The sequence below is a fragment of the Alphaproteobacteria bacterium genome, assembly GCA_016124955.1.
Classification (GTDB): Bacteria; Pseudomonadota; Alphaproteobacteria; order UBA9219; family RFNS01; genus RI-461.
In genome coordinates, this window is record WGMR01000008.1 from 88,854 (window position 1) to 108,203 (window position 19,350).

The window sequence follows — 19,350 nt, forward strand, 5'->3', positions numbered from 1 at the left end:
CGGAGAGAATTTCATGAATGCCTCGCACGCTTCCGACGCGCACCACGATCACAAGCCGGCTTTCTTTGCGCGCTGGTTCTGCTCGACCAACCATAAGGATATCGGCACGCTCTATCTGATCTTCTCGGTCATCGCCGGGTTGATAGGCGGCGCCTTTTCGATCTGGATGCGTCTCGAGCTGCAGGAACCGGGCATGCAGCATGTGACGGACGGCCAGTGGTGGAACGTCATGATCACCGCGCACGGCCTGATCATGGTGTTCTTTGTCGTCATGCCCGCGCTGATCGGCGGTTTCGGCAACTGGTTCATCCCGCTGATGATCGGCGCGCCCGATATGGCCTTCCCGCGCCTCAACAATATCAGCTTCTGGCTTTTGGTTCCGGCCTTCCTGCTGCTGCTCGGATCGGCCTTTGTCGGCGGCGGCGCGGGCACGGGCTGGACAGTCTATCCCCCGCTTTCCTCGGCGCTCGGCCATTCCGGCCCCTCGGTCGATATGGGCATCTTCGCGCTGCATCTGGCCGGCGCATCCTCCATCCTCGGCGCGCTCAACTTCATCACCACCATTTTCAACATGCGCGCTCCGGGCATGACCTTCCATAAAATGCCGCTGTTTATCTGGGCTATGTTGATCACGGCGTTCCTGCTGCTGCTTGCGGTGCCGGTGCTTGGCGGCGCGATCACCATGCTGCTGGTTGACCGCAACTTCGGCGGCAGCTTCTTCGATCCGGCAGGCGGCGGCGATCCGCTGCTGTTCCAGCATCTGTTCTGGTTCTTCGGCCACCCCGAAGTTTATATCATGATCCTGCCCGCTTTCGGTATCATCAGCCACGTGGTTTCCACATTTTCGCGCAAGCCGATCTTTGGCTATCTCGGTATGGCCTACGCGATGCTCTCGATCGGCTTCATCGGCTTTATCGTATGGGCGCACCATATGTACACCGTGGGCCTCGATGTCGATACGCGCGCCTATTTCACGGCCGCGACGCTGATCATCGCGGTGCCTACCGGCGTCAAAATCTTTTCCTGGATCGCGACCATGTGGGGCGGTTCGATCAGCTTTAAAACGCCGATGCTATGGGCGGTCGGGTTCATCTTCCTTTTCACTGTCGGCGGCGTAACGGGCGTGGTGCTTGCGAATGCGGGGATCGATACCGCGTTGCACGACACCTATTACGTGGTCGGGCATTTCCATTATGTGCTGTCGCTCGGCGCGGTATTCGCGATTTTTGCGGGCTGGTACTACTGGATCGGCAAGATGTCGGGCCGCCAGTATCCGGAATGGCTTGGGCAAATTCATTTCTGGCTGACCTTCATCGGCGTCAATCTGACCTTCTTTCCCATGCATTTCCTGGGGCTGCAGGGCATGCCGCGCCGCATCCCCGATTACCCGGACGCTTTTGCGGGCTGGAACGAAGTCGCCTCGATAGGCTCCTATATTTCCGGCGGCGCGACCGTGCTTTTTGTGTTCATCGCTTTCTACACGCTGCTGGCCGGGAAGAAGGTTAGCGCGAACTATTGGGAAAGCGGCGAAACGCTGGAATGGACCGTATCGTCCCCGCCGCCGTTCCACACCTTTGAAACGCTGCCGCGCATGCGCTAGGCGCCCGAAACTATGACTGCTGAAGCCGGATTAACCCAACCGCTCGTGACGCATGGCATGAATGCCGCCGTGCGCGATTATGCCGCGCTGCTCAAGCCGCGCGTGATGTCGCTTGTGGTGTTTAGCGGCCTTGCGGGTGTGGTAATCGCGCCCGGCCATATGCATCCGGTGCTGGCGGCGGTTGCCGTGCTTTGCATCGCGCTCAGCGCCGGCGGCTGCGGCGCCATCAATATGTGGTTCGACCGCGATATCGATGCGGTGATGCATCGTACCCGCACGCGTCCGATCCCGCAGGGCCGCGTCGCGCCGCATGAAGCGGCCGAAATCGGCGTCATGCTCGTTCTTGGTTCCTTCGCGCTTATGGGGCTTGCCGCCAACTGGCTCGCGGCCGGGCTGCTGCTGGCGGCGGCGCTTTTTTATGTGTTTGTCTATACCATGTGGCTGAAGCGCATGACCCCGCAAAACATCGTGATCGGCGGTGCCGCGGGCGCCTTTCCGCCCATGATCGGCTGGGCCGCCGCGACGGGGGAAGTGGGCTGGCCTGCCATTGTTTTGTTCGCGCTTATCTTCTTCTGGACCCCGCCGCATTTCTGGGCGCTGGCGCTGTACCGCAACGATGATTATCGCCGTGCAGGCATTCCCATGATGCCGGTGGTCGCGGGCGAAGCCAGCACGAAGATACAGATGCTGGTTTATACCCTTTTGCTGTTGCCGCTGGCGCTGGCGCCTTATTTCATGGGCTTTGCCGGGCCCGGCTATCTCGCGACCGCGGCCGTTCTCGGCGCGCTGTTCGTTGCCTGTGCGGTGCGCGTCTTGTTCGATAAAACACACGGCAGCGCGCGGCAGATGTTCGCCTTTTCTATTTTTTACCTGTTCGCGCTGTTCGGCGTGCTGATGGTCGAACATATCGCCGCGCTATGGGGTGTGTCTTGACGAAGAAGCCGGATAGCGAAGAAAAACGCCGCAAATCGCGCAACTGGGCCGTGTTTACGGTGCTGATCTTTTTCGCCGCTCTTATTTATGCCGTTACCATGGTCAGGCTGGGGCTGGGCGGATGACGGCGGCAAGCAACAAGAACCGCAAGCTGATCGTCAAGCTTCTGGCTGTGGTCGCGGCCATGATCGGTTTGTCTTTCGCGTCCGTGCCGCTCTATAACCTGTTTTGCAGCACGACCGGCTTTGGCGGCACGACCCGGCGCGCCGCCGCCGCGCCGGAAGCCGTGGCGGGCCGCGTTATAACGGTCAGCTTCAATGCCGATGTAAACCGCGATCTGGCGTGGGAATTCCACCCGATGCAAACGGCGGTGCGGTTTCGGGTGGGGGAAGTGGGGATCGCCAAGTATAGTGCCCGCAACAAATCTGCGGTTCCCGTTGTCGGCACCGCGGTTTTCAATGTGCAGCCGGATAAGGCCGGGCCTTATTTCAACAAGATCGAATGTTTCTGCTTCACCGAGCAATTGCTGGCCCCGGGCGAGGCGGCCGAATTCCCGGTAACCTTTTTCATCGACCCGGCCATTATGGACGATCCGGACATGGCGGACGTGACCGATATAACACTTTCCTACACCTTTTACCGCGCCAAGGATCAAAGCAAGGCCCGTGCGGCTGCTTTGGCTTTGCATGAAGGCACGGGGAAGGGCACAATACCACCCACAACCCTGCAGTGAGGCCCCATGAGCGCGCACGACCATTCCACCCCCCAATATGAAGATAGCGGCCTGTCGCAGCCCTATCACCTCGTAAAGCCTTCGGTTTGGCCGCTTGTCGGCGCTTTCTCGGCGGGGCTTCTGGCGGTTGGCCTTGTGCTGTTTATGCACAAGATCAAGCTCGGGGAGATGGAATTCGGCCTTAAGGGCGTTGTGCTCGGTTTCTTCGCGGTCGCGACCGTGATGTGGGTGTGGTGGCGCGATATCATCAGGGAATCGGTGATCGAACATGCCCATTCCCCGATCGTGAAGGTCAGCCTGCGTTACGGCATGGCGCTGTTTATCGCCTCCGAAGTCATGTTCTTCTCGGCTTTCTTCTGGGCCTATTACGATGCCGCGCTCTATCCCAAGGAAGCGATCGGTTTCATCTGGCCCCCGGCCAGCATTGAAACTTTCGATCCGTTCGAAATGCCCTTCACGATGACATTAATCCTTCTGCTTTCCGGCACCACGGTTACATGGGCGCATCACGCCATTCTGGAAGGCCATAAGAAGGAAGCGGTCAAGGCGCTCGGCATCACCGTGGCGCTCGGCTTTCTGTTCAGCTGCTTTCAGGCATACGAATATCACCACGCCACCTTCGGGCTCGATAGCGGCATCTTCGGTTCCACCTTCTTCATGGCGACCGGCTTCCATGGCGCGCATGTGATCATCGGCACTATTTTCCTCGCGGTTTGCTGGTGGCGCGCGGCCAAGGGGCATTTCACGCCGCAAAGCCATTTCGGGCTCGAAGCCGCGGCATGGTACTGGCATTTCGTTGACGTCGTGTGGCTATTCCTGTTCGTATCGGTTTACTGGTACGGTTCGCACTAACGGATGCAAGCACCCCCCGTTTTTTCTGCCGCTTTGCGCTGCCGCTGCCCGCGCTGCGGGGAAGGGCGGTTATTTTCAACCTTTCTTGGCCTTGAAGAGCGCTGTGATCGCTGTGGCTTGCCGCTTGCCGGGGCCGATGCGGGCGATGGCCCGGCGGTGATGCTTATCTTCCTGCTCGGGTTCATCCTCGTGCCGCCGATTTTGCTGATTTCCATGCGCTATGACCTGCCTTTGTGGCTGCATGCGGTCATGTGGTCGGTTGTCGTGCTGGGTGCCACGCTCGGCCTCGCGCGCCCGGCCAAGGCGCTGATGCTGGCGCTGCAATACCGCTACCGGCCGGAAACCTTCGGCGAAACGCGCGGGAAATAGCCATGATTTTGCGCATCTTTGGACGTTCCTTTGCCCCGCGGCTCATTCCCGCCATCGCGGTTGCGGGCGCGCTCGCGGTTCTGCTGGTGCTTGGGTTCTGGCAATTGCAGCGCATGCAATGGAAGCACGATCTTGTCGCCCGCATCGCCGTGCAAATGCAGGAAGCGCCGCATGAACTGCGGTTTCCGCTCGCGGGCGATCTGCATGCGCTGGAATATCGCCGCGCCACGGTTTCCGGGGTTTTCATGCATGACCGTGAGATATTCCTCGCCGCCCGCAGTCTGCGCGGCCAGATCGGCTATCAAGTCGTCACGCCGATGCAAACGCTCGATAACCACTATATCCTGATCAATCGCGGCTGGGTCCCGCTTGATGCCATGCAACCCGCTTCGCGGGCGGAAGGGCAGATTGTGGGCCCTGCAACCGTCACCGGCGTCGTGCGCCTGCCGCGTCCGCGCAGCTGGTTCCAGGCCGATAACCGCCCGGCCGATAATTTCTGGTTTTGGCTCGATATGCCCGCGATCGAACAGCATGCAAGTATCGCCGGGCTCGCACCCGTCATTCTGGAAGCAGATGCAACCGGAAACCCCGGCGGCTTACCGGTTGGCGGGCAAACGCGGCTCGATTTCCCGGATAACCACTTCGTCTATGCAATAACCTGGTTTTCGCTGGCGATTGTGCTGCTCGTCATGTATTTTTATGCCCATCTGAGACGCGAAACCTGAAGCGATGGAATATATAAGCACCCGCGGGCAATCGCCTGCCGTCGATTTTTCCGGCGCAGTTCTGAACGGGCTTGCGCCCGATGGCGGGCTGTATCTGCCCGCCAGAATGCCGGTTTTCTCGCAGGCCGATCTCGAAGGCATGCGCGATCTTCCCTATTCCTATCTCGCGCTGCGTATCATGCAGCCGTTGGTTGGCGATACGCTGACGCTGCACGAACTGAAGTGGCTGATCGCGGCGGCGTATGAATGCTTCGATACCGATGCCGTGACCCCGCTCGTGCCGCTGGGCGACGAAAACCACATGGTGCTCGAACTGTTCCACGGCCCTACGCTGGCCTTCAAGGATGTTGCGCTGCAATTCCTTGGCCGTTTGTTCGATGTGTTTTTGAAGAAAAGCGAACGCCGCGCAACCGTGATCGGCGCCACTTCCGGCGATACCGGCCCGGCTGCCATCGCCGGCTGCGCGGGCTGCGAAAATCTTTCCATCTTTGTTCTGTTTCCCAAGGTAGGGCCAAGCGAAGTGCAACGCCGCCAGATGACGACCGTGAACGCGAACAACGTGCACGCGCTTGCGATCGACGGCAGCTTCGATGATTGCCAGGCTATCGTGAAGAATCTGTTTGCCGACAAGGCGCTGAACGCAAAGCATAACTTCACCGCCGTCAATTCCATCAACTGGGCACGCATCATGGCGCAGGTGGTCTATTATTTTTATGGCGCGCTGCGTGCGGGCGCGCCGGAACGCGCGGTAAGCTTCGTGGTGCCGACGGGGAATTTCGGCAGCATGTTCGCAGCCTACGCCGCAGGGCAAATGGGCCTGCCCATCGCCAAGCTTGCGGCCGCTACCAACAGCAACGATGCCGTGAACCGTTTTTTTACAAGCGGTAAAATCGTGCCACAGGCCCCCGTCAGCACGCTTAGCCCCAGCATGGATATCCAGCTTCCCAGCAACCTTGAACGTCTTTTGTTCGATTTGTGCGGCCGCGATCACGCCAAGCTTTGTGCGCTGGTGGAAACAATAAAGACACCGCAAGGCCTCGCGATTACGCCGCAACAGCTCGGTATGGCGCGGCAATATTTCACCTCCGCCTCGCTGGACGATGAAGAAACGCTGGTCGCGATCGCCGATGTGTACAAGCGCCACGATTACGTGGTTGATCCGCACACCGCAGTCGGTGTCGCGGTGGGCAAAAAGCTCGCGGCGGAGCTGCCGGTGCCCATTATCCATCTTGCGACCGCGCACCCCGCCAAGTTCCCGGAAACGATCCGCCGCGCGCTGGGCCGCGAACCGCCATCCTCGCCGCATCTCGAGGGGCTCGATCAAAAGGCGGAACGCGCCATCACCCTGCCGCCCGATACCAAGGCGGTGGCCGATTATATAGAAAGCCGGGCCTAGATGGCGGTACAAGTCACCACGCTGCCGAACGGCCTGCGCGTCGCCAGCGATACGATGGCGGAAAGCGAAAGCGTTGCGCTCGGTATCTGGGCCGGGGTTGGCACGCGCAACGAGCCGGAAAACGCCAACGGCATCGCGCATGTCGTCGAACATATGCTATTCAAGGGTACCGAACGGCGCGATGCCTTTCGCATATCGGCCGAAATGGAAGATGTGGGCGGCTATCTCAACGCCTACACGACGCGCGAAGAAACCGCCTACCATTGCCGCGTTCTGCCCGAAGATGCGGGGCTCGGTTGCGATATTCTTTCCGACATGGTGAAAGCCGCCACTTTTCCGCCCGACGAATTGGCACGCGAACGCGAAGTGATCGTGCAGGAGATCGGCCAAACGTTCGATACGCCGGACGATTACATCTTCGATATTCTGCAGGCTTCGGCCTATCCCGGCCATAATCTCGGCCGCCCCATATTGGGCACCGCCGAAACCGTGCGTGATGTTTCACGTGAAACGCTTATGAAATACGTGAAAGATCATTATGTTGCCGGCAATATGATGCTTATTGCCGCCGGAAAAATCGGCCATGCGGCGCTTGTGGCCTTGGCCGAAGAACATCTCGGCAGCCTGCCGCGCGGCAAAGCGCCCAGGCTTGCCCCTGCCGCCTATCGCGCGGGGCAGGTGAAGGAAACGCGCAAGCTGGAGCAATTGCACCTGACCATGGCTTTTCCCGGCGCCGGTTTCCATGACCCGGATTACCATGCGGTCAAAACGCTGATGGCCGTTCTGGGCGGGGGGATGTCATCGAGGCTGTTTCAGGAAGTGCGCGAAAAGCGCGGACTTGCCTATACCATCAGTGCCTTCAATCAGGCATGGGCCGATACCGGCATGGTGACGGTTTATGCGGGCACCGACCCCGCGCGGGAAGCCGAGCTGACGGATGTGCTGCGGGACGAGCTTGGCAAGGCCGCAAAGACAGGGGCAGGCGGCATCACGCCCGAAGAGCTGGCCCGCGCCAAGGCGCAGATGCGCGCGGGCATCCTGATGAGCCAGGAAAGCAGCCAGACGCGCTGCGACCAGCTGGCGCACCAGATGCTGACCTACGGCCAGCCCGTGCCGCTGAGCGAACGTTTGGCGAAGATAGAGAGCGTAAGCGTGGATGATGTGCGCGCCGCCGCCGCGCGCTTCACGCAGGCGGAAAAACAAACGATGGTGACGCTGGGGCCGGTTGGGGGTTAGCCGGTTGGGGCAGGTTGTGCTTGTGGTACAACGCGCAGGCCTTTCGGTTTTTCAACCCGCTCACCAAGACCGAGTTTGCCGCCCCACGTAGCACCGCCGATAAAGGGTATGTTGTATAACGCATTTAACATAAACCCATACATGGTTCTTTTGTAAACAGTCTCGCCATTGCTTCGTCCGGTTGTCCAGCGCGAGGCCATACCGAACAAAGAAGTTTTAGCGGTCATTTCGTCTTTGGCCTTCTGCTCGTTCGCAAAACGCTCGCGGAACTTATTTTCCATATCCTGATCTAGGCCGATGAAATGGTATTTATCGCCACCGCGCTTCATGCATTCAGAATACAGGGCATACTTGGTGGCTTCGTTCATTCCCTCCGTGAACTTGACTACGCCGCCAAAATCTTTGTCGGCACGGTCGATCAGCATTTTGACAACTTCATCCGGAGGAACCCCGTTGCTTGAATGGCTTTGAATGGTCATGCCATTCGGGCCATCGGTAATCGTCATGTCCCGCCCAGAACTATCGCGCATCTCTATGGTAACTGTGTCGCCATTGCGCGTAACATTCGTAATAGGTGTGTTTGGTTGTTTCCATTTATTCGCCCACTCGTCAGCTATCTGGCTAGCTGTTCGATGAGTTTCACCGTTCTTCTTAAACCATTCTTCGCCCTTGAGGTTCCTCAGCTCCTGTTCCGATGGCGCTGAAACCCCGGCGGCAATTTGTTCGCCATTGCTTTGCTCATTCGCGGCTTTCCATGCACCATTTATGAAGTTCTTTAAATGTGACCCGCCAAAACGCAGAATTGCATAGCCGAGCGCAACCCCAAGTGCTGTGCCTATAACCCCTGCCAATATGGCCGCACCCATACCGGTGCCGAGAGCACCAACTAAAGCGAAGTAGGCGACCGCGCCAGCACCAAGCGGAACAGCGGCGGCACAAATACCAACGCCGGCAATTTTCATCAGGGCTATCAGACGCGTTTTGTTGGGATCTTGCGGTTCTGATTCAAGCGCCAGTTTATTGGCAAGGTCGCGGCGCTTTTGGCGGTCCAGCTTCTGGTTCTTCATATTCCTGATAGTCTTCTCACGGTCCTTGCGGGACATGAAAAGGTGACGATGAAGAAATCTTAGTGTTCTCGGTCCAAAGTGTAAAATCAATGCACCGCCGATCAACCAAGGTGCCGCGGTCAGTAGAAGTGAGAAGGCGGTTCCCAAAACCCCTGTTGCGGTGCCAAGGAGACCGCCTGTGCCGCCGGCAGCGCCCAAAGTGCCTAATGACGGCATTGTTAGGCCGAGACCTGAGAAAATAGCACCAAACTTGGCGGCTATACCTGCCCTAAGCGCAATCCCATAGGGAGAAAGCATAAGGATGGATAACCCAATGCCAAGGCCCAACCGGCCCCCTGTTTTTCCGAAGATACTGCCGCCAAGCATTTTATCGACGGCATTGCCAAGGGTGCGTCCTACCCATCGAGTGGTCAGTGCCAATGCACCCGCCTGCCCCAACATGGCAATCAGACTGCCGGCTGGGAAGAAGAGCAGAAGTGCAATGGGAATGAGCGGCACAATATACGGTCGCTTAGCTGTCGCGCCAATAGCAAGCCGGACCGGCACCATAATGATGCCGCCTACTAGGCCAATGCCTCTTCGGAAAAGTCTCAATATAGCTTTCATCTATTCATCACGTAAAAAAGTTGGTTAATTTTGCCTGCGCATGCAACTACACGAAATATCACAAATGAATTTACCACAAAGTGGTGAAAATAATGGACCGATACAATAAATCAAGCTGTATCAAATACATAGAACCTTTCTTGTAATTTAGGTTTTTGTGGATTCGGTATTTGGATCACCGTCTCCCTTGGCAATGGCGTCGCGCGTTCTTGGGCCACGATCTTCGCCTTCCCTGAGGCTGCCTGCGCTCCGACCGCCTCCGCTATCGCCACCACCACCACCAGCCGCTGCCGCCCCGCCACCGCCAATAGCGGGTGTGCCTTTAGCAAGACCCACAAGTGCGAGTGCGCCAGCACCGCTGACCACTTTCTCCATAACACCGGGGTCGCCGGTTCTCTGTGTGACTGCGGATTTGCTGACCCAAAGCAGAGCCTGCGAGGGGAAGAAGTCGATACACTTGAATGCACTGTTGGCTGCTGTGTAGGCCAAGGTCATATAAATCACGGTGAACATAATTTTTGAAAGCGTTGTTGACCCAATTGCGCCTGAACCCGTTCCCGTAGTTGCACCCAAAAACAGGCTGTTGAGCAGGGAAATGGATACGCCAAAGATAAGAAGGCCTGCCACAAGGCCGAATACCATCAGCACTGGGCGCAAAAACACATTGAGAATAAGAAAGTACGAATGTTCGGCATACTTGCCAGGCAGGCCTTCGCCTTCGGGGCTAAGATGTGCGATGGCCATAATGGGGATCATAAGCACAGCTTCAAACACGCCTATGATCCATGTAATGACAAGAAAGAAAAACTTTATAAATGGCAGCAGTGGCAACATAAAGGCAATAAAAATACCCGGGGTCATGCCAATGAGACCGGCCCATATCAGCAACATGCCGCCACCGTTCGGGCAATAAGGAATAAGGTTACACATTATGCCAAGGCCAGCGATGCCCATATTGGCATGGATCCACTTTTGGCCAAGCGCAATCAGCTCCATAAAGGGATTTGTGTTTCCTTGTTCGATGCTGAGGCCCAGGTTGCCGTTTCCATCCCATACGCCGGCATAGGAGAAAGCCTTTTCCGCTATCCAAAGTATCGTATCAAATGCCCAGAAGCCGGTGGCAATGCCCTTGCTGGTGACATAGCCACCAAAGTCACCAACCATATCACCCATTTCGTTGAGGATGCCGTCAACGACCTGACTGCCGTGTTCATTCAAATAATCAATAGAGCCTGTTACAAAATCAGAAACACCTTGTCCTGCATTAGCCAATATTTCCCCGGCCGTCCTTGTTGGGCCAAGGGTGGAGGCGGCCGTCAGCCATTGCTGTACATCCCCGTTTATCGTGGTTACTTGTCTGAATATGGCGTCGCGGCTATCAGCGCGGCTGTCTGCCGCATCATCGCCTGTAAGTCTTTCCCACCAGTGGGCAAAGCCACGAGCGCTGCTTTCCACCCACCCATCGCTTGGCGTGTACATAAGAGATGCCTTGATTGCCTTTGGTAAGGCCTGGCTGCTGACATCGAGGATGGTGTTTTGTGTTACCGATAGGTCGTAAAGGAAACGCCCTGCGCCTGCCCAGCCTTTGGCACTGGCTTCATCGAGCAGAGTGCTCATGATATCGGCCTGCTGAGCCTGAAAGGCTTGTGTCGTGGCCTGATTAACCTTTTGCTGGTACGAAACAACCAGATCCATAAATTCATTCTCACCATCTTGCCCATTGCCCGGAACCTCACCTCGCTCATCGGCCGGGATATCAGGATGGTATGCCTTGACTATTTTCTCGGCCAGCGTGCCAAAATCCCCTTGAAGTCCGAGAGACTCCGTGAAGGTCGAGCGGCTGCTGTCAATGAATGCGCGGACGGCATTCCCGCCTGCGTTCTCACTGCCCGCACCAGCGGGCGTCGCAGGCAATTCATAGCCGCCGCACATCTGGAACCCGCGCGCCTGACGGTTCCCGAACATCATACCATTGCCGTTTAAGGTTGGTTGTTCGGTGATTGCGGAAGTTTCAAAGAACGATGCGTCAAGTCCGCCACCCGCCGCGCCTGCTTCCAGCGCTACGTCATATGCGTGCCAACAGGCATAGTTTTCAACCATACCGCGCACTAGCGCGCCGTAGCCTCTGATCTGGTCGGGGCCTCTTATCTGAAATTGCATCGAGCGCAAGCCTTCGATGGCTATATTCCATACCTGGCTGCCGAGCCCCGCACCCCAGCTGGCGACCTGGAGTACGATTAATTGGCCGGAACTGAGTGTGCCGCCAAGCGGGACCAACATGCCGACGGCTATGACAAGACGAACGGGCGCCCATATTTGGCTGGCGCGTTTGCCCATGACGACGCCATGATGCGCCGTTTCCGCGACCATGGATACGAGGATGTAGAGCAGGATAAAGGCAGCAAAAACCAGCATAGCGCTGGAATAAAAGCCGAACATGCTGCGCACCGCCGTTTGCAGGGCGGGGTTGGCGGGGAATGCGCTGCTGCCTTGTGCAAAGAACAGATAATCGATCATCTGTTTGCTGATATCGTCGGATGCGAATTCGAAGAAGCCGCCACCACCATCGCCCTCGGCGGCGTGCGCCGTGCCTGTCAGCATGCCAAGCAGCATAAAGATAAGGGTCAGCGTGGCGAATACGAGAAAGCCGGTGATCGAGAAAAACAGGAATATTTGCGGAACATTATCCTTGCTCCAGCGCAGGCTTTGCCATGCGGTGCCGATAACTTCGGAGAGGCTCAGGCGTGCATCGATCGCAAGGCCGGGATGATTACGTGGAAACAACCCGTGCTGAGAGAACACAAGCGCGAGCATATGCGTGAACATGTTGCCCGCGCCCTTGAGCGGGGTTACGCTTTTCCCAAATTCGGGGTTGAAAAGAAAATTCAACGTCTGCTTCACGCCCGGCTTCTTGTGGGCGTGCTCATGGCCGGAATCGTTCGTGGCGGCGTTTTGCCGATTTTCGTCGTCGCGCTGCCAGCCTTGAGATCCCATCACCCGCACCTTAGTTATCGTCATCCGAAAACCAAAAACCGCATGCATATCAGGTGCCTGAGCGCCCTGTGGGCCAGCCCGGAACCATTGAACGCCTGCGAATCCTTCTTCTACCTATATATCCATTGGAACAGAGGGCGGTTAACAAGCGTTTAATAGTGCTTTAGGAGTATTTTAAGAAAGTTTTAAGCATTGGCGGGCGTTAGCGCGATGCGGCTTCCGGTGTGCGGGAAAAATACCTAGGCCCTTACCAATTTTGCGTAATCTTCCATCAGTTGCCGGGTCGTGGGGCCGACTTTGAAGCTCAGATCGTCTATCTGGCCGACCGGCGTGATTTCGGCCGCCGTGCCGGTGACGAAGATTTCTTCCGCATCCTTCAGCTCATCCGGTTTGATAAAGCGCTCGACGACCGGGATCTGGCGCAGGCCCGCAAGTTCGATCACGGTTTGGCGGGTGATGCCGTTCAGGAAACAATCGGGCGTGGGTGTGTGCAGTTTGCCCGCCTGCAGCATAAAGAAGTTCGCGCCCGTGGCCTCGGCCACATTGCCGCGGTAATCGAGCATCAGGCAATCATGGAAGCCTTTGGCTTCCGCTTCCGATTTGCCGACGGTGCAGATCATATAGAGGCCGGAAGCCTTGGCATGGACCGGCGCGGTGTTGGGGGCAGGGCGTGCCCAGCGGCCCTGCGTCAGCTTAATGCCGTTCGCCTTGATTTCGGGCGAAAAATAGGAAGGCCATTCCCACGCAGCGATGGCGGTGTGGATCTTGGTGAGGGGGGCCGAAACGCCCATCTGTTCGCCCCCGCGCCATGACACGGGGCGGACATAGCAATCGACAAGATTGTTGGCTTTCACAACTTCCATCTTGGCGGCATCGAGCTGATCGGCGGTATAGGGGATATCGAAGCCAAGAATTTTACCGGAATTGATCAACCGGTCGCTGTGTTCGCGCATCTTGAAGATTTTGCCGCCATAGGCGCGCTCGCCTTCAAAAACGCAGGAAGCGTAATGCAGGCCGTGAGAAAGGACGTGGAAGTTGGCTTCCCGCCACGGCATCAGGCTGCCATTGTACCAGATATAGCCGTCGCGATCGCCGAAAGGTTGCAAAGCCATTTCTTATCGTCCCCCCGTTTTTCCCTGTCTTTCGGGGGATTATGCCAAGGCCTGCCGGGAAATGCCAGCGCCGCTGTCGGTGCCTGGGCGAGGGGACGGAGCGGCGGATTACTCTTCGCCGCCGCCCTGTTCGCCGCCTTCTTCTCCGTTTTCGGGGCCGACCATCATGACGTTGGCGACGAGCCCGGCATTTTCGCGCACCTTGGCCTCAATCGCTTCGGCGGCTTCCGTATTTTCGCGCAAATACTGCTTGGCGTTTTCGCGGCCCTGACCTATGCGGGTGCCGTCATAGGAAAACCAGGCGCCCGATTTTTCGACCACGCCGGCTTGCAGGCCGAGATCGAGCAGTTCGCCGAGCTTGGATATGCCTTCGCCGTACATGATATCGAATTCGACCACGCGGAAGGGAGGCGCCATTTTGTTTTTGACGATCTTCACCCGCGTCTGGTTGCCGACGACGGTATCACCGTTCTTGATGGCGCCAATACGGCGGATATCCATGCGGACCGAGGCGTAGAACTTAAGCGCGTTGCCGCCGGTCGTGGTTTCGGGGTTGCCAAACATGACGCCGATTTTCATGCGTATCTGATTGATGAAAATGACCATGCAGCGCGAGCGGGAGATCGAGCCCGTGAGTTTGCGCAGCGCCTGGCTCATGAGCCGGGCGTGCAGGCCCATGTGGCTGTCGCCCATTTCGCCTTCAAGTTCGGCGCGCGGCACCAGCGCGGCGACCGAATCTACCACCAGAACATCGATCGCGCCGGAGCGGACCAGCGTATCGGTAATTTCGAGCGCCTGTTCGCCGGCATCGGGCTGCGAGATCAGCAGCTCATCGACATTGACACCAAGCTTGCGGGCATAGGCCGGGTCGAGCGCGTGTTCGGCATCGATGAAGGCGCAGGTGCCGCCAGCTTTTTGGGCTTGTGCCAGAACATGCAAGGCGAGAGTGGTTTTACCGGAGCTTTCCGGGCCGTAGATTTCAATGATGCGTCCGCGCGGCAGGCCGCCGATGCCAAGGCCGATATCAAGCCCGAGCGAGCCGGTGGAGATGGTTTCGGTTTCCGTCGCGCGGTCATCGCCCAGCTTCATGACAGAGCCCTTGCCGAAGGCACGCTCGATCTGCCCCAGCGCGGCATCGAGCGCCTTTTGGCGTTCTGCGTTATCGCGGGGGGAAGATTGCATGGCTTGTTCCTTGACCACTTGCAGTTTGGGGCTACGGGCGGGGGCGGGCATTGGTTCCTCCTTTGTCTTTAGCAGGGCCGGCGCGGCTGCGACAGCATGGAAGTGTTTCTGTTTTGTTCTTTTATGCCGGATTCGTACCGTATGCAAGTTCTATTTTTGTCCCAATTATATACTTGACAAACCCAACGCTACTGGTAGTATGGGGGTAGAAACAACGGAGTTACCACTATGAGCCTGTTAAATAAGGACTTTTTCCACAAAGAAAAAGCGGCCTTCCAGCACTTGGAAAGCATTTTGTGGCCTAATGGCCCCGTCTGCCCGCACTGCGGCCAGCACGAGCGTATCTACGTCCTAGAGGGTGTTAAGGACAAGAAGGGCCGGGTACGTCCGGGCCTCAAGAAGTGCGGTCATTGCCGCAAGCAATTCACTGTGCGCGTAAATACCGTGTTCGAGAGTGCTCATATTCCGCTGCATAAAATGTTGCAAGCGGTTTTCTTGCTTACGTCCAGCAAGAAGGGCTTTAGCGCCCATCAACTGCACCGTGTTTTGGAAATCACTTACAAGAGCGCGTGGTTTTTAGCGCATCGTATCCGCTTAGCCAGAGATTTGGTTTGGGATAGCGGCATCGAGGCCAAAGACTCTTTGCACGTTGCCTCGGCTTTAGAAGCCGGATTGGTGCGCTTTCACACTTTCGATGTCGGACTGCTGAATAAAAGCGGTAAGATCGGCAACCCTCCACTTATCATTGAAAAGCCGAGCGTGGCGCAGCCCAAGCTTCGCCTTGTCACAAAATGAAGAAGCTTAAAGCGCAGGGCAGAAAGTTTATTGAGGCAGCCCAGAAATCTGGCTGCGATGAATCCGAAGCCGTGTTCGCCATGCAGCTCAATCGTGTGGCCAAAGCCAAGCCGAAGCCCAAACCAAAAAAGGTGAAAAAATGAAAACAGCCCGCATCATCAATGCTGCCGTTTGGTTATATCTCTGGCTTAGTCAGGTTATGATGCCTGTTGTAGATGGCTCCGATTTCTGGGCGGAAAAAGGCAGGCAGCTATTACAGTTCGGCCCATTTGATGACCCGTCTAGACTGATGGGAAGGGCCATAATCCCCTTAATTCTGTGGTTCGTAATAGATCGAGGGCTTAAAAAGGTTAAGACCAGCAAAACCCCCTAAATACAGACTGTGGTTTGTCAAGTATATAATTGGGATTTTTGTTCTTTTTCTTCCGCAGGATTATTTGTTGTATTGGAGGCACATGGGTATTTCGTCTTAACGGCCTGTTAATCAATCTGAGGCAAGGTTCGGGAAAGTACATATTTTAGTAAGTAATTAACTGCGGTAGGGCCTGTGATTACGGGGGAGGGGCACCAATGACGTATGATTACCTTGTCCAGCGCTATGGGCCGGAAGGCGCCTTTGACATGCTGGTCATTATCGAGAAACTCGCGCGCCTGAAGGGCGAAATAGGTGCAACGATGACGGAGGACGAGCGGTTGCAACTTGCGATCACGCGCCTCAACGACGCCAGCTTCGGCGCGCGTGCGGCCAATTAGTCTATGAAAAACAACCGTTTTTGGCGGTTGCTTTCGCGGGCCCCTATCTGGAATAATTACAAATAACGAGCATAGCTCTACCCGACGGCAAAAGCCCCGGGCAGAGCGGCGTATTTTCATGAAAGATCGGGTGGCCATGAACGACAAGGAACCGGAGATTACGGCGGCACAGGACGGCAACCGCGTTATTATTTTCGACACCACCTTGCGCGACGGGGAACAATCCCCCGGCGCTTCCATGAACCTTGATGAAAAGCTGCGCATTGCCGCCGCGCTCGAAGATCTGGGCGTGGATGTGATTGAAGCCGGTTTTCCCATCGCCAGCCCCGGCGATTTCGAAGCCGTGAACGCTATCGCCAAGCAGACGAAGCAAGCGACCGTTTGCGGGCTTGCGCGCGCCAACCGCACCGATATCGAACGCGCCGCCGAGGCGATCAAGCCTGCCGCCAGCGGCCGCATTCATACCTTCATCAGCACCTCGCCGCTGCATATGAAGCATAAGTTGCAGATGGAGCCGGACAAGGTCCTGGAAAAGGTGTGGGAAAGCGTCACCTATGCCCGCCGCTTTACCGATGACGTGGAATGGTCGCCCGAAGACGGCACGCGCACCGAGCATGATTTTCTGTGCCGCTGCGTCGAGGCCGCGATCAAGGCCGGCGCCACCACCATCAACATTCCCGACACGGTAGGCTACACCGTGCCGCAGGAATATGCCGCCTTGATCAAGATGCTGGTCGATCGCGTGCCGAACATCGACAAGGCCGTGATATCGACGCATTGCCACAACGATCTCGGGCTCGCGGTTGCCAACGCGCTTTCGGCGGTGATTTCCGGCGCGCGGCAGATCGAATGCACCATCAACGGGCTTGGCGAGCGCGCAGGCAACACCGCGCTTGAGGAGGTTGTGATGGCGCTGCGCACGCGCAGCGACGCCATGCCTTATACCACCGGCATCAAGACCGAGCTGATCACCAAAACATCGCGGCTCGTTTCCTCGATCACCGGTTTCGTGGTGCAGCCGAACAAGGCGATCGTGGGCACCAATGCTTTCGCCCATGAAAGCGGAATTCATCAGGACGGCATGATCAAGAACAGCCAGACCTATGAAATCATGACGCCGGAATCGGTCGGGCTCAGCCGTTCTTCGCTCAAGCTCGGCAAGCTTTCCGGCCGCAACGCTTTCCGCACCAAGTTGAAGGATCTTGGCTACGATCTTGGCGACAACGCGCTTGAAGAAGCGTTCCGGCGCTTCAAGGCGCTCGCGGACGGCAAGCGCGATATCTGGGACGAAGATATTATCGCGCTGGTGGACGACGAAGTCGCGCGCGAATATGACAAGGTAAAATTTGTCGGGCTTGAAGTGCGTGCGGGCAGCAAGGGCCCGCAGCAGGCTACAATCGAGCTTGAGGTCGAAGGCACGCTGAAGACCGCGAAGGCGACCGGCAACGGCCCGGTGGACGCGATCTTCAACGCCATCACCGAGTTGATGCCGCACAAAGGCAAGCTTTTGCTTTATCAAGTCGGTGCCGTGACAGAAGGCACCGATGCGCAGGCGGAAGTTTCCGTGCGGCTTGAAGAAGGCGGTCGCACCGTGAACGGGCAGGGCGCCGACCACGATACGCTGGTGGCATCGGCACGCGCCTATGTGCATGCGGTCAACAAGCTTTCGGTCAAGCGCCAGCGCACCGAGCCGCCCGCCATGGCGGCCGCGAGCGCCTGAACACCATCTTTATCGCAGTATTAACGCCTTGATAACACTTCGTTAACGTGCGCGCGTTAATGTTGGGGTCGGGATTCCTCATCCATCCAGCCAATCCATCGCTGTTTTTAATTTCTGTCAGGCCTTCACGTGAATCAACCGGTTGAACACATGAAAGAAAAACAGTTTGAATGGGCGCGCGCGACCGTCGCGCGATTGGAGCAGGAAGAGCTGCAACCGACACCCGAAAACTATTCGCTGTTTTTTGCCTATTACAGCGGGCGGATGCCCGGGCTGAACCAGGCGATCGACAAGCTGACGGCCCGCCACGGCAGTCTCAGCCAGGAACAGTGCGGCGATTTGTACACCGCCCATCTGGGTATGGAAAAAGAACAGCAGGTGCTGGAAGAAACCAATACCGCGCTGGACGTTGAGCTGCGCAAGGTCATGAGCCTTCTGGACCAGGCCAATACCGGCACCAGAAGTTTCGACAAAACCCTGACCAACTTTTCCGGCGAACTGCAGGCGCCGCGCAGCATCGACCAGCTGCGTGCGGTGGTGAAGCGCGTCGCCACGGAAACCAAGGTGATTTCCGACCAGAATGTGAAGCTGCAAAAACAGCTTTCGGAATCGACCGAGCAAATGGCGGAGATGCGCACCAACCTTGACAAGGTGCGGCAGGAATCGCTGATCGACGCGCTGACCAAGGTCGGCAATCGCAAATTCTTCCAGGACGAAATCGCCCGCCTGACCGCCGAAGCGACCGAAACGCACGAATCGCTTTGCCTGCTGATGATCGATATCGATTACTTCAAGAAGTTCAACGATACGCACGGACATCTTGTGGGCGACCAGGTCTTGCGCCTTGTCGGCCATACGTTGACGGAAAACGTGAAGGGCCGCGACGTGATCTGCCGTTATGGCGGAGAGGAATTCGCGATCATGTTACCCGCCACGCCGCTTGAAGCGGCCGGGCGCGTGGCCGACCAGCTGCGCGTGACCGTGGGCACCAAGAAGATCACCCGCAAACCAAGCAACGAATCGCTCGGAACCATCACGCTTTCGATCGGCGTGACGCAGTATGTGGGCGGCGAGCCGGCGACCGTGATGGTCGAGCGCGCCGACGGCGCGCTGTACAAGGCCAAGCAAACCGGCCGCAACAAGGTGATGATTGCACCGTTGCCCCGCGGCGCGGATGAGCCCCAGGCGGAACATGAGGAAGTTGCGACGCCGGGACTGACCGAAACAAAGGAATAGTTCCCCTTTCGTTCTTGCCCTTTTGCGCTTCCCGGTTTATT

At 57.3% G+C, this 19,350-nt stretch carries 16 protein-coding genes and 1 pseudogene; 13 read left to right on the forward strand and 4 right to left on the reverse strand.

The window, feature by feature from the left end; all coding sequences use genetic code 11:
- The first annotated feature begins 13 nt into the window (after positions 1-13).
- From ctaD to GC131_08110, 8 genes are all read left to right on the forward strand, one after another.
- Positions 14-1,600 carry a cytochrome c oxidase subunit I gene (ctaD, locus tag GC131_08075; protein MBI1274025.1) on the forward strand — a complete coding sequence of 529 codons (1,587 nt, stop codon included), beginning with the start codon at positions 14-16 and terminating at the stop codon, positions 1,598-1,600.
- Between the two features lie 57 nt (positions 1,601-1,657).
- Complete coding sequence (locus tag GC131_08080; protein MBI1274026.1) at positions 1,658-2,533, forward strand: protoheme IX farnesyltransferase; 876 nt, start codon at positions 1,658-1,660, stop codon at positions 2,531-2,533.
- 121 nt (positions 2,534-2,654) lie between these two features.
- The gene (locus GC131_08085; GenBank protein ID MBI1274027.1) at positions 2,655-3,266 is read left to right on the forward strand and encodes a cytochrome c oxidase assembly protein; all 612 of its coding nucleotides are present in this window, start codon (positions 2,655-2,657) and stop codon (positions 3,264-3,266) included.
- A 6-nt stretch (positions 3,267-3,272) separates the two neighbouring features.
- Positions 3,273-4,118: a cytochrome c oxidase subunit 3 gene (locus GC131_08090; protein MBI1274028.1), complete on the forward strand. Its 846-nt coding sequence runs from the start codon at positions 3,273-3,275 to the stop codon at positions 4,116-4,118.
- Between the two features lie 3 nt (positions 4,119-4,121).
- Positions 4,122-4,487 carry a DUF983 domain-containing protein gene (locus tag GC131_08095; GenBank protein MBI1274029.1) on the forward strand — a complete coding sequence of 122 codons (366 nt, stop codon included), beginning with the start codon at positions 4,122-4,124 and terminating at the stop codon, positions 4,485-4,487.
- A 2-nt stretch (positions 4,488-4,489) separates the two neighbouring features.
- Positions 4,490-5,212 carry an SURF1 family protein gene (locus GC131_08100; GenBank protein MBI1274030.1) on the forward strand — a complete coding sequence of 241 codons (723 nt, stop codon included), beginning with the start codon at positions 4,490-4,492 and terminating at the stop codon, positions 5,210-5,212.
- A 4-nt stretch (positions 5,213-5,216) separates the two neighbouring features.
- The gene (locus GC131_08105) at positions 5,217-6,608 is read left to right on the forward strand and encodes a threonine synthase (GenBank protein ID MBI1274031.1); all 1,392 of its coding nucleotides are present in this window, start codon (positions 5,217-5,219) and stop codon (positions 6,606-6,608) included.
- Positions 6,609-7,844: an insulinase family protein gene (locus tag GC131_08110; protein MBI1274032.1), complete on the forward strand. Its 1,236-nt coding sequence runs from the start codon at positions 6,609-6,611 to the stop codon at positions 7,842-7,844.
- Here the strand turns inward: GC131_08110 and GC131_08115 are convergent.
- From GC131_08115 to recA, 4 genes are all read right to left on the reverse strand, one after another.
- Positions 7,841-9,517 (reverse strand): hypothetical protein, encoded by a 1,677-nt coding sequence (locus tag GC131_08115; protein ID MBI1274033.1) that lies wholly within the window; start codon positions 9,515-9,517, stop codon positions 7,841-7,843. The two genes, GC131_08110 and GC131_08115, sit on opposite strands and share 4 nt — an antisense overlap.
- A gap of 147 nt (positions 9,518-9,664) precedes the next feature.
- Positions 9,665-12,559: a DotA/TraY family protein gene (locus GC131_08120; GenBank protein ID MBI1274034.1), complete on the reverse strand. Its 2,895-nt coding sequence runs from the start codon at positions 12,557-12,559 to the stop codon at positions 9,665-9,667.
- Between the two features lie 191 nt (positions 12,560-12,750).
- Entirely contained in the window at positions 12,751-13,623 is an 873-nt protein-coding gene (locus tag GC131_08125; protein ID MBI1274035.1) for a branched-chain amino acid aminotransferase, read from the reverse strand.
- Between the two features lie 108 nt (positions 13,624-13,731).
- A complete protein-coding gene (gene recA, locus GC131_08130) occupies positions 13,732-14,805 on the reverse strand; it encodes a recombinase RecA (protein MBI1274036.1) in 1,074 nt (357 codons plus the stop codon).
- A gap of 228 nt (positions 14,806-15,033) precedes the next feature.
- On the opposite strand from recA, the pseudogene GC131_08135 reads away from it, so the two are divergent.
- The 5 genes and pseudogenes from GC131_08135 (at position 15,034) to GC131_08155 (ending at position 19,309) form a co-directional block, all read left to right on the forward strand.
- Positions 15,034-15,405 (forward strand): annotated as a pseudogene (locus tag GC131_08135) (IS1595 family transposase).
- A gap of 334 nt (positions 15,406-15,739) precedes the next feature.
- Positions 15,740-15,973, forward strand: coding sequence for a hypothetical protein (locus tag GC131_08140; GenBank protein MBI1274037.1), 234 nt, complete (start codon positions 15,740-15,742; stop codon positions 15,971-15,973).
- A 197-nt stretch (positions 15,974-16,170) separates the two neighbouring features.
- On the forward strand, positions 16,171-16,353 hold the full coding sequence (locus GC131_08145; protein ID MBI1274038.1) for a hypothetical protein: 183 nt from the start codon (positions 16,171-16,173) through the stop codon (positions 16,351-16,353).
- 136 nt (positions 16,354-16,489) lie between these two features.
- Positions 16,490-18,073 carry a 2-isopropylmalate synthase gene (locus tag GC131_08150; protein MBI1274039.1) on the forward strand — a complete coding sequence of 528 codons (1,584 nt, stop codon included), beginning with the start codon at positions 16,490-16,492 and terminating at the stop codon, positions 18,071-18,073.
- 150 nt (positions 18,074-18,223) lie between these two features.
- The gene (locus tag GC131_08155; protein MBI1274040.1) at positions 18,224-19,309 is read left to right on the forward strand and encodes a diguanylate cyclase; all 1,086 of its coding nucleotides are present in this window, start codon (positions 18,224-18,226) and stop codon (positions 19,307-19,309) included.
- The last annotated feature ends 41 nt before the right edge of the window (positions 19,310-19,350 follow it).

Bases quoted from the DNA above. Each gene is read 5' to 3' on its own strand.
- ctaD (MBI1274025.1), top strand. From the start codon at position 14: ATGAATGCCTCGCACGCTTCCGACGCGCACCACGATCACAAGCCGGCT.
- GC131_08080 (MBI1274026.1), top strand. From the start codon at position 1,658: ATGAATGCCGCCGTGCGCGATTATGCCGCGCTGCTCAAGCCGCGCGTG.
- GC131_08085 (MBI1274027.1), top strand. From the start codon at position 2,655: ATGACGGCGGCAAGCAACAAGAACCGCAAGCTGATCGTCAAGCTTCTG.
- GC131_08090 (MBI1274028.1), top strand. From the start codon at position 3,273: ATGAGCGCGCACGACCATTCCACCCCCCAATATGAAGATAGCGGCCTG.
- GC131_08095 (MBI1274029.1), top strand. From the start codon at position 4,122: ATGCAAGCACCCCCCGTTTTTTCTGCCGCTTTGCGCTGCCGCTGCCCG.
- GC131_08100 (MBI1274030.1), top strand. From the start codon at position 4,490: ATGATTTTGCGCATCTTTGGACGTTCCTTTGCCCCGCGGCTCATTCCC.
- GC131_08105 (MBI1274031.1), top strand. From the start codon at position 5,217: ATGGAATATATAAGCACCCGCGGGCAATCGCCTGCCGTCGATTTTTCC.
- GC131_08110 (MBI1274032.1), top strand. From the start codon at position 6,609: ATGGCGGTACAAGTCACCACGCTGCCGAACGGCCTGCGCGTCGCCAGC.
- GC131_08115 (MBI1274033.1), bottom strand. From the start codon at position 9,517: ATGAAAGCTATATTGAGACTTTTCCGAAGAGGCATTGGCCTAGTAGGC.
- GC131_08120 (MBI1274034.1), bottom strand. From the start codon at position 12,559: ATGCATGCGGTTTTTGGTTTTCGGATGACGATAACTAAGGTGCGGGTG.
- GC131_08125 (MBI1274035.1), bottom strand. From the start codon at position 13,623: ATGGCTTTGCAACCTTTCGGCGATCGCGACGGCTATATCTGGTACAAT.
- recA (MBI1274036.1), bottom strand. From the start codon at position 14,805: ATGCAATCTTCCCCCCGCGATAACGCAGAACGCCAAAAGGCGCTCGAT.
- GC131_08140 (MBI1274037.1), top strand. From the start codon at position 15,740: ATGAAAACAGCCCGCATCATCAATGCTGCCGTTTGGTTATATCTCTGG.
- GC131_08145 (MBI1274038.1), top strand. From the start codon at position 16,171: ATGACGTATGATTACCTTGTCCAGCGCTATGGGCCGGAAGGCGCCTTT.
- GC131_08150 (MBI1274039.1), top strand. From the start codon at position 16,490: ATGAACGACAAGGAACCGGAGATTACGGCGGCACAGGACGGCAACCGC.
- GC131_08155 (MBI1274040.1), top strand. From the start codon at position 18,224: ATGAAAGAAAAACAGTTTGAATGGGCGCGCGCGACCGTCGCGCGATTG.